The organism is Demequina ureilytica (assembly GCF_048553575.1).
Classification (GTDB): Bacteria; Actinomycetota; Actinomycetes; order Actinomycetales; family Demequinaceae; genus Demequina.
Genome location: NZ_JBLZIE010000001.1, coordinates 442,700 through 458,088 on the forward strand (window position 1 = coordinate 442,700; position 15,389 = coordinate 458,088).

Annotated in this window: 10 protein-coding genes; 3 read left to right on the forward strand and 7 right to left on the reverse strand. The window is 70.5% G+C overall.

The window, feature by feature from the left end:
• Positions 1-3: 3 nt before the first annotated feature.
• Complete coding sequence (locus ACNI3K_RS02020) at positions 4-444, reverse strand: roadblock/LC7 domain-containing protein (protein ID WP_419390187.1); 441 nt, start codon at positions 442-444, stop codon at positions 4-6.
• A gap of 73 nt (positions 445-517) precedes the next feature.
• On the reverse strand, positions 518-5,530 hold the full coding sequence (locus ACNI3K_RS02025; RefSeq protein WP_419390188.1) for an ATP-binding protein: 5,013 nt from the start codon (positions 5,528-5,530) through the stop codon (positions 518-520).
• 177 nt (positions 5,531-5,707) lie between these two features.
• Between ACNI3K_RS02025 and ACNI3K_RS02030 the strand changes: the two genes are divergently transcribed.
• Complete coding sequence (locus ACNI3K_RS02030; RefSeq protein WP_419390189.1) at positions 5,708-6,673, forward strand: NAD(P)H-quinone oxidoreductase; 966 nt, start codon at positions 5,708-5,710, stop codon at positions 6,671-6,673.
• A gap of 34 nt (positions 6,674-6,707) precedes the next feature.
• On the opposite strand, the gene ACNI3K_RS02035 is transcribed toward ACNI3K_RS02030, so the two are convergent.
• From ACNI3K_RS02035 to serS, 3 genes are all read right to left on the reverse strand, one after another.
• Complete coding sequence (locus ACNI3K_RS02035; RefSeq protein ID WP_419390190.1) at positions 6,708-7,940, reverse strand: AGE family epimerase/isomerase; 1,233 nt, start codon at positions 7,938-7,940, stop codon at positions 6,708-6,710.
• 46 nt (positions 7,941-7,986) lie between these two features.
• Entirely contained in the window at positions 7,987-8,847 is an 861-nt protein-coding gene (locus tag ACNI3K_RS02040; RefSeq protein WP_419390191.1) for an HAD family hydrolase, read from the reverse strand.
• 207 nt (positions 8,848-9,054) lie between these two features.
• Positions 9,055-10,326 (reverse strand): serine--tRNA ligase, encoded by a 1,272-nt coding sequence (gene serS / locus ACNI3K_RS02045; protein ID WP_419390192.1) that lies wholly within the window; start codon positions 10,324-10,326, stop codon positions 9,055-9,057.
• 36 nt (positions 10,327-10,362) lie between these two features.
• Here serS and ACNI3K_RS02050 point away from each other — a divergent pair, with 36 nt between their 5' ends.
• On the forward strand, positions 10,363-11,520 hold the full coding sequence (locus tag ACNI3K_RS02050; RefSeq protein WP_419390193.1) for a diacylglycerol/lipid kinase family protein: 1,158 nt from the start codon (positions 10,363-10,365) through the stop codon (positions 11,518-11,520).
• A gap of 83 nt (positions 11,521-11,603) precedes the next feature.
• Here ACNI3K_RS02050 and pheA read toward each other — a convergent pair whose 3' ends face one another.
• Together pheA and ACNI3K_RS02060 are read right to left on the reverse strand one after the other, a co-directional pair.
• A complete protein-coding gene (gene pheA, locus ACNI3K_RS02055) occupies positions 11,604-12,557 on the reverse strand; it encodes a prephenate dehydratase (protein WP_419390194.1) in 954 nt (317 codons plus the stop codon).
• On the reverse strand, positions 12,554-13,573 hold the full coding sequence (locus ACNI3K_RS02060) for a glycosyltransferase family 2 protein (RefSeq protein ID WP_419390195.1): 1,020 nt from the start codon (positions 13,571-13,573) through the stop codon (positions 12,554-12,556). The genes pheA and ACNI3K_RS02060 overlap by 4 nt, the downstream gene beginning before the upstream one ends.
• 128 nt (positions 13,574-13,701) lie before the next feature.
• On the opposite strand from ACNI3K_RS02060, the gene pgm reads away from it, so the two are divergent.
• Positions 13,702-15,381 (forward strand): phosphoglucomutase (alpha-D-glucose-1,6-bisphosphate-dependent), encoded by a 1,680-nt coding sequence (pgm, locus tag ACNI3K_RS02065; protein ID WP_419390196.1) that lies wholly within the window; start codon positions 13,702-13,704, stop codon positions 15,379-15,381.
• Positions 15,382-15,389: the final 8 nt, after the last annotated feature.

Here is a 15,389-nt window from a genome sequence, read left to right on the forward strand (position 1 = left end):
CCCTTACGAGCGCGTGTGACCGTCGGTGGGCAGGTTCTGACGCATCTCAGTGATCAGCTGCGGCGTGAGCGCATTCTCGGTGCGCGACACGAGAAGCGTCATCTCGTACCCGACCAGGCCCACGTCGCATGTCGAATCGGCGGCCACCGCCAGCACCGCGCCGTTCGAGACGCTCATGAGGAACAGGAACAGCTCGTCCATCTCGATGATCGACTGCCGCACCTCTCCCGCCCGGAGCTGGCGTGCGGCGCCGCGCGTGAGGCTGGCCATGCCGGACACCACCGCTGCGAGAGTGTCGCCGCCAGTACGGTCCAGGTTCTTCGACATCGCCATGAGCAGGCCGTCAGCGCTCACCACCAACGTGTGTCGGGTTCCCGGGACTGTCTGAACGAAGTTGTCCAGCAGCCATCCGAAATTGGTGGCCTCGGTACTGAGCTCGGTCACTGCGTCTCCTTGCAATTGCCGCTCCGGTTCAGGAGCGAGATCTCGATAGGCGGAATGGTGCTCGCGAAGGCTCTCATGAGTCGGAGGCCTCCGCGGGCTCGGTCTGGCGCTCGAAGGCCGCAACATCGTCGCGCGCCCTCTTGGTGCCCGAGTAGAAGGAGCTGAAGCGGCTGCGCACGGCGTCCGCGTCGCGCTCCGCCGGCGCGAGGGAGGCGTCCTCCTCGATGGGCCTGACCTCGACAGGAGCGGCGTCAGCGGGGCGGCGGCGCTGGAGCCCTGCGCGCGTCTTCTCCACCTTCGGCCGCTCGGACGCGAGAGAGCTGAGTTCGGAGAACACCGCGCTCGTGAGGTCTGCCCCGCCGTCACCGTTGTTGTCCGGCTGGATGACTGGCTGGTAGGTGGTCGCTCCGTCGGGTTCCGCTGCTTCGAGTGCGCTCGCACCGGCGGTCTCCCAGCCAGAGGCCTGGGCGAGCTCGTCGGGCGTGTACCCTGCCGCGCTCGAGGCCGCCGAGGGGGCAGTTGTCGGCCACTCCTCGGCCTCGGCGCCGTCGCCCACGCCGGGCTCGAACGCCTGCGGTGCGCTGTGCGGCTCCTGCCACTCCTCGGGCTGCTGCCCGGCGGGCTCCGCCTCGGTCCGCTCCCACCACGGCACGTCGTCATCGGTTGGCTGCGCGTCGTGCTGAGGTGCGGCAGACGCGGGCGCCTGGTACGGCGGGTCCGCCGCTGCGGGCGCGAAGGACGTCGGCAGGGCCGATGCGGCGCTTGGCTGGTCCAGGTGAGCCGGCTGGCTCTCGGGAGCCGATGCGGTCTCTGGGGCGGACTGCCACGATGCGGGCGCGACCGGCTGGTCGGTCACGGGCTGGTAGACGCCGACCGGTGGCGGGGTGGCAGCGCTGGGCAAAGAGGACGGCGCATCGGTGGCGGCCCACTGAGCGGCAGGCGCGCCGGGGGCCGTGCCCCCTGCATCCTGCGCGCGAGAGTCGCCGCGCCGGCCGCGGCCGAACAGTCGCGAGAAGAAGCCGGGCCGCTGCTCGGTCTCGTCGTCGACGGCACTCTGAATGAGCGCGTCGAGGCTCGGGCTTTGCTCAGCCGCAGGCTCTGCCGCCGGGTGACCGGGCGCAGCGGACTGGTCGACAGGCACCGCGCCCAGCACTGGGGTGGCGACCTGCGGGCCAGCAGGCTCCTCGCTTGCCTCGTCTGCAGGTGCTGCGTGGTGCGTGGCGCGCTCATTCTCGGTCCACTCGTCCGCTGCGACCTCCGGGCTCGGCATGAAGCCGGGTGCGGACGCCGCGTCGTCACGGGTCTCCGGCTGCGCGGGGATCTGCGAGTGCCACGGGAGAGGTGCCTCGACGCCAAGCTCGGGGGTTGCCGTGCCGGCCCCTGCGTCCCAGGGGGCAGCGTCGGGAGACGGCGCGTACGGCGAGTCGGCGTGCTGCGTCGCATCGTCCGCGAGGGAGACATGCTCGACGCCGCCGTACGATGCCGGCTCGGCTTCGTATTCGGGCGTCGCTCCAAACTCGGGCGCCGCGTCGTGTTCGGGCGTCCCGTCGGCCGGCGCGTAGGAAGCGGCGGGCGACTCGTCCTCGTCGTCGTCCAGCTCGAGCGACGGCACCACGAACGGGCCATCATCCCTGGCGGGTGCCGCGTCGAGCTCACTGCTGCGCGGTTCGTCGTGGTCGGGCTCGAGCAGGGGCTCTGGCTCAGAGGGAGCCGCGTTCGCGGTCCGTTCGGATCCTTCGGCCGGCGCGGGGCTCAGCTTGGGCATGCGGAAGAGCGGCAATCCGTCGCTCGCGGCGAGCGGCGCGTCTTCGGACTGCGCCGGCTGTTCTGATTGAACGGCCTCGTCCGACGGCGAATCACTCTCCGTGGGGACGGCGTCGTCGGAGAAGGTGACTCCCTCTGACCGGTCTGCATCCTGACGGGCCGTACCGCGATGGCGCTCGCGCCTCGAGAAGAACGCGACAGCACCCGCCGCCTCGGGGGCGCCGGTCGGCGCTGTTTCACTGGCCTGTGCCTGCTCGGCTGTGGGTGCACTGGGCTCAGGCTCGCCCGCATCGGCATCGCTCTCGCCCAAGCCGCCCAAGCCGCCCACGCCAGCAGCGCCGAGGTCCGTGGATTCGGCAGGGTGAGCGTCGTCGGATCCGAAGGCGTCGGCTGCCTCGTCGTGATCGGGCTCGAGCGACGGGATGGAGGGCTGCTCGCGGCGCGGCAGTTCCGGTGCGAACGAAGCCTCGGGCGCCCCTCCCACCTGCTCCTCGGTCTCGCGACGGGAACGGAAGCCGCGGAACATGGACGAGCGCTGCTCGGGAGACTGCGGGGTGATCTCTGTCGGCGAGATGGCGGGCGTGAACCCGCCCGCCTGCTCGGCTGCCAGGGCGGACATCTGCGCATCGGTCGCCCTGGCGGGCAGGCCGACGATCGACGTCTGCTCTCGCGACGCGTCCTCGGCCGCCGTCGCGCCCCGACGGCGGCGAGCGGGGAGACCTGCCGACGACGTGCCCGTCGTCAGCTCTTCGGGGTTGGTCGGCTCTGCCGTCGGCGCGGCCGCTGCGTCCGCAGCAATGCGGGCCTCGATCGAATCGGGGTCCGCCGCGTCCAGGTCCGCCCTCCCGGTAAGGCTGGCCCCTTCCTCGATGACAGTGGGAATGTAGGCGTCCGGGCGTGATCCGTCCGCGACGTGGGTAAGCTCCTCGGCCCCGTCATGGGGCAGGAGCGCCGTCGGAGCCTGAGCCTCCTCGTCCGCGGCGGGAGATGCAGCGTGACGCGGTGCCACGTCCTCATCGCGGACGAACAGCGCGCGAGGCATGGCCACGATCGCGAGCGTGCCTGCACCCTCTTGCGACTGGAGCTCGATGCGCGCGCCCACGCGACGGGCGATGCGTCCCACCACGAACAGCCCGAGCCGCTGCGCGCCGAGGATCTCGGATGCGGCGGTCGAGTCCACGCGGTCGTTGGCGGCACCGAGCTCCTTCTCCGTCATGCCGATGCCTGCGTCCTCGATCTCCACGACGAAGTCGTCGCCGCGCTCCGAGGTGCGCACCACCACTGCGGTGTCGGGGTCGGAGAACACCGTCGCGTTCTCGAGCAGCTCCGCGAGCATGTGCGCCACGATCAGGGCCGAGTGGCCGAGCATGGGCGGGTCGGCGTCGAGCTCGAGCTGGACGCGCTCGTACATCTCGATCTCGGAGGACGCGGTGCGGACCACGTCGGACAGTGGCATGGGGCGACGAAGGCGACGGCCCGTGTCGATCCCGGCCAGCACCAGCAGCGACTCCGAGTTCCGGCGCATCCGCGTCGCGAGGTGGTCGAGCGCGAAGAGGTTGGTCAGCGTCTCCTGATTGTCTTCAGAGCGCTCCATCTCGTCGATGGAGGACAGCTGGCGGTTCAGCAGCACCTGGTCGCGACGGGCGACGTTGACGAACATCTCCGAGATCGAACCACGCAGCGCGGCCTGCTCGCCTGCGATCGCGAGGGTGGCCGCGTTGACGCCGTTGAACGCCTCCGCGAGTCGTCCCACCTCGTCGCTGGACTCCACCGGGATCTGCACCTCGTTGACGTCGACCGTCTCCCCTGGCATGGCCACGCGTTCCACGAGTCGCGGCAACTCCTGTCGCACCGCGGTCGCCGTCGTGGTCAGGCGCCGCAGGGGGCCGATGATGCGGCGCGCGATCAGCAGCGCGACGACGATCGAGACGATGATCACGAGCGCGGCAATGGCGATCGTGAGCAGCAGCTGGGTCAGCGCGGCCTGCGAGGCTGCCGAGGCGCGCGACTCGATCTCGCCCAGCACGGACTCTCGCGCGGCCTCGTACTGCTCAGCCTCAGCGTCGACGGCGCCCGCCCACACGTCCGGGTCCTCCTGGGCGACCGAGAAGTCGAGGCCGCTCGAGATGCTGGTACGCGTGGAGACGAAGGACTCGGCCCGGTTGCCCGTGATGTCCGTGGAGGCGCCGAACGGGGGGAGGGCCCAGTCGTCGCCCAAGGCAAGCGATGACGCCTGCGCCCGCTCGAGAGCGAGGTTGGTGCGGAGCTGGTAGTCCTGCAGAAGGTTGATCTCGCCACCGTCGGGGGCGAATGCACCGACGCGGATGATGCGTTCGGCGAGCAGGCCCTCGCGCAGCATGCGCTCGTCGAGCGCGGAAAGGTCTCCATATGCGCGCAGCGTCTCGATCAACTCGGGGTCCGAGACCGCGACCACCACGTCGTCCGGGGCTGCGGAGATGCTGCCCAGCGCGCCGTCGTAGTAGCCGGTCAGCGTGGCGACGAGGACGCTCAGCGACCTCGTCGAGTCGCGAGTGGACTCCAGGTTGCCGAGGAGGTCACGGCCCTCGAGCAGCGATGCGACCGCTGCTTGGTTGCGGTCGTCGGCGCCGAGCTGATCGAGCTGCTCGAGCAGGCCGGCGACGGCGGCATCGACCTCGGGGTAGAGCTCCTGCAGCGCCTGCTTCCAGCGCTCGGGCTCGACGTATGCCGCCTGGGCTGCCTCGTTCTCGGCACGAATCTGGTCCGCCAGAGCCCGCAGCTCCTCCGAAACCGCTCCGGGTGCATCAGCCGCGATGGACTCGATCCCTGTGGCCGCGGTCTCGTAGCCCTGCGTCATGGCAGCCGCCGTGGCCTCATCGGGGAAGGTGGCCCACTCGCCGCCTGCGGCGGGAACGACCTCGACAGCGCGCTCGGCCTCCAGGATCGCAGCGTTCTCGGTCGAACCGAGCACGCCCACGACTTGCTCGCGGAGCTGGGCGGCGCGATCGTCCTGCTCCTCGGCGTCCGGCGCCGGCTCGAAGGCATCGATCGCAGCCCCCACGTCGGTCAACGCCCATCCGGTGGCGCTGATCGCAGCGGTGAGCGCATCCGAGCCGTCGTCCTCGCTCGAGACGAAGTTGATCGCCGCGCGGCGCTCCTCCTGGAGCACGCTCTCGAGCGACCGGGCCTCAGCAAGGGTGTCGACCAGCGCGGAGGTGTTGCGCGCCGCGCTGAGATCCTGCACCGACCCGAAGGTGATGAAGCCTGCTGCGAGCACGAGCACGAGAATGGGCACCGCGACCACCGCGAGGAGCTTCCCGCGGATACCTAGCCTCTGGAGCATCTATTCTCTCCCTCATGTCCCGCTGCGCTTGCGGCGTCCGGTTCCCGGACGCGCTTCCATGCGCCTGGACCCCCCACTTATCGGCCGCCCTGCCGAGAACCTGAAATCTTAGGGCCGACTTATGGAGTGAGACGCTACAGTGACGCGGCCATGACGCGAAGACACGGGAGCAATAGTGTGAGAATCGCCACTTTCCATGATCACGGCGGCCCCGAGGCCCTGGTGCTCGGCGAGGCCCCCGAGCCGCGGCCCGGCCCGACGGATGTGCTCATCCGCATCCTCGCCGCCGGAGTGAACCGCGCCGACGTGCTCCAGCGCGAGGGCCGGTACCCGCCTCCGTCCGGCGCCCCGAAATGGCCGGGTCTCGAAGTCGCGGGCGAGATCGCCGCGGTGGGCGAGGGCGTGGAGCGATGGGCCGTCGGAGACGCGGTGTGTGCCCTGCTGCCCGGCGGCGGGTACGCGGAGCTGGCAGCGGTCGACGCGGGCCTGGTGCTCCCGGTTCCCGCGGGCCTGACCATGGCCGAGGCGGGAGGGCTCATGGAGGCGGCGTGCACGGTGCAGTCCAACCTCCAGGCGGCCGATGCGCGGGCTGGGGAGCGCTTGCTCGTGCACGGAGGCTCGGGCGGGGTGGGGCACCTCGCGATTCAGATCGGCATCGCTCTCGGTCTTGACGTGTGGGCGACCGCGGGCGGGCCCGAGCGCGCGGCACGGTGTGCGGAGCTCGGCGCGCAGACAATCGACTATCGCGACGACGAGTTCGAGACCACGATGGCGGCCGCCGGGGGTGCCGACGTGATCCTCGACGTGGTGGGTGCTGCCTACTTGTCCCGCAACATCGAAGCACTGGCCTCGGGAGGGCGGCTCGTGGTGATCGGCATGCAGCGAGGCGCACGGGCGGAGCTGAACCTCGGTCAGCTGCTGACCAAGCGAGCCCACGTGATCGGCACCACTCTCAGGTCGCGGCCTCTCGCGCAGCGGCGTGCGATCGTCGCCGCGGTCGAGGAGCAGATCTGGCCCCTCGTCCCCCAGGCCGTGCGACCGATCATCCACGCGACGGTGCCGCTGAGCCGGGCCGCAGACGCGCATCGGGCGCTGGAAAGCGGCACGGTGTTCGGGAAGCTCGTGCTCACGACGGGCGACTGACCCGGCCCGCGCATCGGCCGTCCGGAGGCTTGTGTCAGCGCAGGTTGCCCGCCGCGAGCGAGGCCGCGAGCGCCGGCGAGGTGGGCAGGCGCGGAATGAGGGTCGCCTGAAGCGCGTGATAGATATCCGCCTTCCCCTCCCAGACGGTGCGCGACACCCGGTTGCTCGGGCCGAGCTCGTGCCACCACGACCCGCCTTCGCGGTCCAGGTGGTGCTCGCCCACGTAGTCCCACCAGCGCTGATACTGGTCGGCGTATGTGGCCTGTCGGGTGACCTGCCACAGCACGGCGGCGGCGGCGATTGCCTCGGCCGCGACCCAGTGCATGCGCTCGCGCACCACCGGCCGACCGTCCCAGTCGACGGTGTAGACGAACCCGGTCGCTCCGTCCACGCTCCAGCCCTCCCGGACTCCCGCGTCGTAGAGCGCGCACGCGTCGTCGCGCATCCATTCGGGGTGTGCCAGGCCCGACTGCTGCAAGGATGCGGCCAGCTGAAGGGTCAGGCGCGCCCACTCGAACCAGTGGCCGATGGTCGCGCCGTACGGACGGAACGGGTGCGAGGGTGTCTCCTCGTTGTACGACAGCACGGGATCCCAGTGCGCGTCGAAGTGCTCGGGCAGGCGCCAGTGATTGCCGCGGGCGTAGCCGTGAACGGCGCGCTCGGCGATGCGCAGCGCGCGCTGCAGCAGCGTCTTGTCCCCTGTGATGTCCGCCGCCGCGAGATAGGCCTCGACAGTGTGCATGTTCGCGTTGATGCCGCGATAGTCCTCTTCGCCCGACCAGTCCCGCGCGAATGCCTCGCGGCTCATGCCGGCCTCGTCGTCCCAGAAGTGCTCGGTGTGGACGGCGATGGCCTCGTCCAGGAGCTCACGGGCCTCGGGGCGGCCGGCGGCGGTGGCGGATGCCGCGGCGAGGATTACGAAGGCGTGGCCGTAGGCCTGCTTCGCGGTGTCGGTGGGGCCGTTCGCGTTCACGGCTGCGAACCACCCGCCATGCTCGTCGTCCCTGAGCCGGCCGCGCAGCGCGTCCAGGCCGTGGTCGGCGAGTGCCGCCGCTCCCGGTCGGCCCATCATCGTGGCGAGGGAGAACGAGTGGGTCATGCGGCACGTGATCCACAGCTCGATGTCGTGGTTCTCGACGCGCTCTCCCGCCTCATCCAGCCAGCCGAAGCCGCCGCTAGGGTCCGCACTCCCCGCGCCGAACTCCAGCAAGCGGTCTGCCTCGGCCTCGAGCCAGCGATGGTGGGCAGGGGTCGTGAGCCACGTCATGACACGAGCCTAGGGCGTGGGTTGCGGGCTGAACAGGGCTGCGGGGTCAGCGCACCACGAGGCGATCAGGGTCGATGAGCCGTTCGAGCAGCGGCAGGATGCCATCGTCCTCGACCGAGCCCAGCACCTCGTTCGCGATGGTGCGCACGTGCTCGGGCGCGGAGGCCATAGCGGCCGAGTGCCCGGCCCACTTGAGCATCTCGGTGTCGTTGTTGCCGTCTCCCGCCGTGACTGTGTGCTCGAGTTCGACGCCGAGCTGACGACGCAGAGTCTCGAGCGCCGAGGCCTTGGAGACTCCCGGCGGGGTCAGATCCAGCCACGCCGAGTAACCCACGGCGTAGGTGACGTCGTTGAGGCCGATCCGGTGAACCAGGTCATCGAAGTGGCTGACGTCCTGGCCAGGTGCCCGGATCACCACGCGCGTGGCCTCCTCGTGAGCGAGGTCGTCGAAGTCCTCCACCACTCGCTGGCGCCCCTCCAGCTCTCCCATCGGGAACTCGCGGTTAACGCGGAAGCCCACGCCGAGGTCCTCGACCGCGAAGAACGCGTCAGGCATCTCCTCGCGGATCAGCTCGAGCGCGGCGCGGGGGTTGAACGTGACAGTCTCGACGATGTCGTAGCCGCCCGGGCTCGCCGGATTGAGGCGGACGGTCACGGCGCCGTTCGAGCACACCGCCCAGCCGCGCCGGATCCCGAGGGTCTGCGCCACGGGCATCGTGCCGACGATGTTGCGCCCGGTGGCGAGGATGACGTGGTTGCGGCACATGCGCACCTGTTCGATCGCGCTCACCACGGCGGGCGAGATGTCGCCGCCCCAGTGCATCAAGGTGCCGTCGATGTCGAGGCCGATCAGTCGCCAGGTGTCGTTGTCGAGCGGACGGCTGAGCTGATCGGGAGCCTGGTTCATGCGACGAGCCTACGACGGCCAGGTGACGCCCCCGTCAACCCTGGCGCGCTGTCCCACCACCCGGCTCCCCGCACCCCCACCCCGCTCCCCCCATCACTCCCAATGGTCGGTGGGACGCGTGTGGCGGATGTGACACAGGGGTGTGCACGTGTGGCTCAAGCGCCCCCTGAGTCACACGGACCATTGGGAGTGGAGGCGGCGAAGAGGTTAGGCGACCGGCTCGAAGCGCTCCAGGCCGCCCAGGAACGGGCGCAGGATCTCGGGCACATGGACGCTGCCGTCGGCCTGCTGGTGGTTCTCGAGCAGCGCCACGATCCACCGGGTGGTGCCGATGGTGCCATTGACCGTCGCCACCGGCGTGGTGCCCTGCTCGCCGCGCTCGCGGATCGCGAGGCGACGGGCCTGATAGGTGGTGCAGTTGGAGGTGGATGTGACCTCCATCCACCGCTCCTGGCTCGGCAGCCACGCCTCGCAATCGAACTTGCGCGCTGCCGAGGACCCGAGGTCGCCCGCTGCGGTGTCGATCACCCGATACGGCAGCTCGAGCGCCTGCAGCATGCGCTCCTGGATCTCCAGGAACCGCTCGTGCTCAGCCGCCGCATCGGCCGCCGTGACGTAGCTGAACATCTCGACCTTGTGGAACTGGTGCACGCGGATGATGCCGCGGGTGTCGCGTCCCGCGGAGCCGGCCTCGCGTCGGTAGCACGCGCTCCAGCCCGCGTAGCGGAGCGGTCCGTGCGCGAGGTCGAGGATCTCGTCCGTGTGATAGCCCGCGAGCGCCACCTCCGATGTCCCGGTCAGGTACAGCTCATCGCGCTCGAGGTAGTAGATCTCCTCCGCGTGGCTGCCGAGAAAGCCCGTGCCCGCCATGGTCTCGGGGCGCACCAGCGTGGGGGTGATCATGGGGCTGAAGCCGCCCTCCTGAGCGACGTTCATCGCCGCGTTCAGGATCGCGAGCTCGAGCCGCGCTCCGATTCCGGTGAGGAAGTAGAAGCGCGCCCCCGACACCTTGGCGCCGCGCTCCATGTCGATCGCGCGCAGCCGCTCAGCGACAGCCAGGTGGTCCTGCACGTCGATGCCCTCGGCCGCGAAGTCGCGCGGCTGGCCCTCGTGGCGCAGCACCGTGAAGTCGTCCTCACCGCCGCTGGGCACCCCGGGCTCGGGGATGTTGCCCAAGGACCGGGCGAGCTCGACCGCGCGAGCTGCTGCCGCATCGGCGCTTGCCTGGAGTTGCTTGACCTCGGCGGAGAGCTGCTTGGTGCGGGCCAGCAGTTCCTGCTTGGCCTCGCCCGACGACTGCGCGACCTGCTTGCCGAGCGCCTTCTGCTCGGCGCGCCTGGCCTCGAAGTCTGCGAGGGCGGCCCGGTGAGCGGAGTCCGCGTCCAGCACCTGGTCCACGATCCCCGGATCGGCTCCCCGAGAGCGCTGGCTGGCTCTCACGACGTCGGGCTCGGCACGCAACAGCTTGAGGTCGATCATGCCCGCGAGTCTATCGGCGGCGCGTAGGCTCACCTCATGCTTGGCACCGTCCTCGGATCAGTCGCTCTGATCCTCGCCCTCGTCGCGCTCGTGATGGCCGTCACCCTCACTCGCAGCCTGGGTGCCCGCGACCCTCTCGCTGTTCCCCGGATGTGGCGGCGCGTGCTGATGGTGCGCTCCACCATCCCGGGCAACACGGGGCAGTTCTCGCCCGACTCGCACGAGAAGACCTCGATCGCGTTCATCGCGAACCCGACCAAGGAGGGCGTGCAGGAGATGCACGAGCGGGCGCTGCGCGCGTGCTCGATCCGCTATCTGCCGCAGCCCATGTGGTTCCACACGACCCTGGAGGACTCGGGGTACGGGATGGCCAAGGACGCGATCGCCGCGGGCGCGGACGTGGTGGTCGCCGTGGGTGGTGACGGCACGGTGCGCTCGGTGGCCGAGGCATGCGCAGGAACCGACGCCAAGATGGGCATCCTCCCGCTCGGCACCGGCAACCTGTTCGCCCGCAACCTGGACTTCCCCGTGGGCGACACCCCCGCGCTGCTGCGGGCCATCCTCGACGGCGACGACCTCACGGTGGACGTCGGGTACGTCGACATCGAGCGCGCGTTCACCGGGCACGGCGAGGACGGCCGCTACCTGTTCCTCGTGATGGCCGGAGCGGGCATGGACGCGGAGATGGTCGCGAGCACCAATCCCACACTCAAGCGGCGGCTGGGCTGGCTCGCGTACTTCTTCGCCGCGCTGCGCCATCTGCACGACAAGCGCATGACCGCGACCGTGTCGATCGACGGTGCCCATGCGGTGCAGAACGAGATGCGCACGGTGCTGGTCGCCAACGCGGGCCGGCTTCCCGGCGGGCTGCAGCTCATCCCGGACGCGTCGATCACGGACGGCCAGCTCGACATCGCGACGCTCGATGCACGCGCCGGGATCGTCGGCTGGACCGATCTGTTCGGGTCCGTGGTCGCTCAAGGCGCGGGCATCAAGCAGTCGGAGCTGCTCAAGGCCTGGCGGGTCTCCCGCATCGATCACGCGCGTGGCAGAAAGGTCGAGATCGAGATGGATGCCCCCTACCGCGTCCAGGTTGACGGCGAGTCACTCGGGCGCGCCAAGCGGGTGACCGCTTTCCTCGAGCCAGGAGCGCTCCGAGTGCGGGTGCCCGCGAAGCCTGTCGCGCGCGGCTGACCGCTCTATCGGTGTGGGCGCAGCCTGCGGACTCTGGGCCCCCGAGGCCCAGCCGGCCAGCCAGCGGTGGTGACGGTCAGCGCTCAGGCGTGCTGACCGCGCCTCAACTCATCCACCCACGTGCGCGCGGTCGCGAAGTCCGCGTCCGACGTGCCCGTCGCGATGGGCGTCACCTCCCGGTGCACCGCCGGGTACGAGCCCAGGTACCGCACCACGGGGCAGGTGCGCCGCAGCCCCATCAGAGCCTCAGCCATGCGCTGCTCCGCAATGTGACCGAGAGCGTCGATCGAGAACGAGTACTCGCCGGGTCGCTCGCCGATGGGCCGTGACTCGATTCGCGACAGGTTGACGCCGCGCACCGCGAACTGTTCGAGCATCTCGAGCAGCGCGCCCGACTTGTCGGTGGGCAGGTGCACGACGAGCGTGGTCTTGTCCGCTCCCGTGGGCGCAGGCGGCTCCTCGGGTCGCCCCACGCGCACGAACCGGGTCGCGGCGTTCACGTTGTCCGCGATGCCGTCCGCCAGCACCTCAAGCCCCAGCGCGGCCCCAGTTCCCGGCGGCGCGAGGGCGGCGTCGAAGCCCACCTGATCGGCCGGGATCGCCGCGTCGGCGAGTAGCCGCGCAGCCGCGGTGTTCGAGGAGGACGGGACAAAGACGGCATCGGGCAAGGTGGCGTGCGCCCACCGCCGCACCTGTGCCCAGCCGTGCGAATGGGCGCTCACACGCCGGATCTGGCGCACACGTACTCCGCGCCGCACCAGCAGCTCGAATGCCACGGGCAGCACGGTCTCACCCACGATCACGAGCGGCGAGCCTTCCGCCAGCGTGTCGAGCGTCGCGGTGACGCCCCCCTCGACCGTGTTCTCGATCGCCACCACCGCGTAGTCGGCGTCTCCTCCGCGCACGGCGGCGATGGCCGTCGGGACGTCGATGACGGGAATGTACTCTGCCTGGTCCGGAGGAACCATCCTGCGCAGCGCGGCCTCGGTGAAGGTTCCCTCCGGCCCCAAGAAGGCGTAGCGCGGCAGGCCGGTCACTCCCGCGGCTCCGGAGACTCCGGGTGCCCGTCGGCCGGCGCGTTGCTGTCAGAACCAGCCGTGTCGTCAACGGCAACCTGGTCCTCGGACATGTCGACGCCGGCGTCGTCAGCGCCCCACTTCCCGCGGCGTCCTACGGGGGCGCGGCCACCGGGAAGGGAGCCGCGCACGCGGCGGGCTGTCACGGCCATCATGACGTCACGGTACTGGCTCGCGCGCGCCGCCGCCGACCGTGCGCCGGAGCTCTGCGGCCGGTGCCGGATCTCGCACTCGACCTCGGTCACAGTGAGGCCCGCGCGCAGCACGTCGATGGTCATTCCCACCTCGAGCCCGGCGCCATGCGCGAGCGGGATGGCCGCCTCGAGGGCGTCTCGGGTGAGACAGCGGATGGGTCCGAGCGGCTCCGCGGGCACCCAGCCCGAGGTGCGCTCGATGGCTCGGCGGGCCGCCTTCGACGAGGCCCCGGTCGCCTTGCCGGGAACCTCGGTGAGGGCGATCGCCAGATCCGCCACGTGCTCGGTCACGGCCGGCACCAGTGGCGCGGCCCCAATGGCACGGTGGCCGAGCCCTCCTGGCAGCAGCAGGATGGCCCGCGAGGTGCGGCCGGGCTCATCGCGCATGCCGATGACGGAGGCCCCGGTCTCGACGGATGCGGTCCGGCCACGCTGATGTGAGTGGCGCACCACGACTGCGCCCGCCTTGCGAGCGAGCTCCTGAGTGTTGTCACCAGAGGCGTCGTCGACCACGAGGACCAGGTCGACGCCCGGAATGGCGCGGGCGGCCCGTACCGTCGCTGCGATGCGCCGCGCCTGGTTGTGAGCGACGATGAGGGCAGCGGCGCCGCGCAGGTCCTCAGGCTCCTTGCCCGCGAGACGACGGCGGGCGGCAGAGCCCCGGGGCCGCTTGCGCGCAGGAGCGGGTGCCCGCTCGGCGACCTCGCCGACCGGGCTCGTCTCGACGAGCGCGTCCCCCTTCGCTGGCGATGGGGACGCGGTTTGCTTGCGCTTCGCGGCCACGCGAACAGCCTAGCGTTATCACTGGGACGTTTTGTCAGACGTTGACGCAAACGTAAACGTCTCGTGACCCAACGCCACGGAGCCGTTGCCATTGCCGGACCCGAGGTAATGGTGGGAGAGTGGACACCATGCATGAGCGCGCCGGAACACCTGCCCAGCCCCAGGACCTCATCGATCCGTCAGCCCTGCTGTCGGCGTACTACGACCTGGTCCCCGATCCTGCCGAGCCGGATCAGCGCGTCGTGTTCGGCACGTCGGGCCACCGGGGCAGCGCCTTCGACACCGCGTTCAACGAGGCTCACATCGTCGCGACGACCGCCGCGATCGTCGAGTACCGGCGCGGCCAGGGCACCGACGGGCCGTTGTTCCTCGGCATCGACACCCACGCGCTGTCCCTGCCCGCCATGGAGACCGCCATCGAGGTGCTCGTCGCCGCCGAGGTCGAGGTGCGAGTCGACGCCCGCGGACGCTACACGCCCACTCCGTCCGTGAGCCACGCAATCCTTACCGCCAACGGCGCGACATCGCGCGAGGGCCTGCGCACCTCCGGGCCCGGGCTCGCTGACGGCATCGTCGTCACCCCTTCGCACAACCCGCCGCGCGATGGCGGTTTCAAGTACAACCCGCCTCACGGCGGTCCGGCCGATGCGGACGCGACAGGGTGGATTGCCCGCCGCGCCAACGAGTTCCTCGTCGGGGGCGCTTGGAAGCAGATCCCGCGTGTGCGCTACGCGCTCGCCCGGACGGCACCGCAGGTGAGGCCGCACGACTTCATGGCCAACTATGTGCGCGACCTGCCGAACGTGATCGACATGGACGCCATTCGCTCGGGCAGTGTCCGGATAGGCGCCGACCCGCTCGGCGGCGCGGCTGTCGACTACTGGGGCGCGATCGCTGAGGAGCACCGCCTGGAGCTCACCGTGGTGGACGAGACGGTCGACCCGGCGTGGCCGAACATGTACCTCGACTGGGACGGCAAGATCCGCATGGACTGCTCGTCGCCCCACGCGATGGCCGGCCTTCGGAAGCTCATGGACGACCCCAACGCCCCCTACGACCTCGCGACCGGGAACGACGCGGACGCGGACCGCCACGGCATCGTCACTCGCGACGGCGGCCTGATGAACCCGAACCACTTCCTCGCGACCGCGATCTCCTACCTGTATGGCGGAGCCCGGCCGGAGTGGCCGTCGAACGCCCGGATCGGCAAGACGCTCGTGTCCTCGAGCCTCATCGACCGCGTCGGCCGCCAGCTGGGCCGCACCGTCGAGGAGGTGCCGGTGGGATTCAAGTGGTTCGTGCCCGGGCTCCTGAGCGGAGAGGTCGGTTTCGGCGGCGAGGAGTCGGCCGGCGCCTCGTTCCTGCGCCGCGACGGCCGCGTGTGGACCACGGACAAGGACGGGATCATCCTGTGCCTGTTGGCCTCCGAGATCGCGGGTGCCACCGGCAAGAGCCCGTCGGAGCTGCACCGCGGGCTCACGAACGAGCTGGGTGAGAGCTGGTACGCGCGCGTCGACGCGCCCGCCACCAAGGCGGAGAAGGACACGCTGAAGAAGCTCTCTCCCGAGCAAGTCTCGGCGACCAGTCTCGCGGGTCAGGACATCACCGCCAAGCTCACCGAGGCACCGGGCAACGGCGCCGCCATCGGCGGGCTCAAGGTCACCACAGCCGATGCGTGGTTCGCCGCGCGCCCGTCCGGCACCGAGGACGTGTACAAGATCTACGCCGAGTCGTTCGTCTCGGAGTCCCACCTGGGCGAGGTCCAGTCCGCCGCGCGCGACGTGGTTTCCGAGGCGCTCGAGGGCTGAGTCTCCGT

Bases quoted from the DNA above. Each gene is read 5' to 3' on its own strand.
- ACNI3K_RS02025 (WP_419390188.1), bottom strand. From the start codon at position 5,530: ATGCTCCAGAGGCTAGGTATCCGCGGGAAGCTCCTCGCGGTGGTCGCG.
- ACNI3K_RS02035 (WP_419390190.1), bottom strand. From the start codon at position 7,940: ATGACGTGGCTCACGACCCCTGCCCACCATCGCTGGCTCGAGGCCGAG.
- ACNI3K_RS02040 (WP_419390191.1), bottom strand. From the start codon at position 8,847: ATGAACCAGGCTCCCGATCAGCTCAGCCGTCCGCTCGACAACGACACC.
- serS (WP_419390192.1), bottom strand. From the start codon at position 10,326: ATGATCGACCTCAAGCTGTTGCGTGCCGAGCCCGACGTCGTGAGAGCC.
- ACNI3K_RS02050 (WP_419390193.1), top strand. From the start codon at position 10,363: ATGCTTGGCACCGTCCTCGGATCAGTCGCTCTGATCCTCGCCCTCGTC.
- pgm (WP_419390196.1), top strand. From the start codon at position 13,702: ATGCATGAGCGCGCCGGAACACCTGCCCAGCCCCAGGACCTCATCGAT.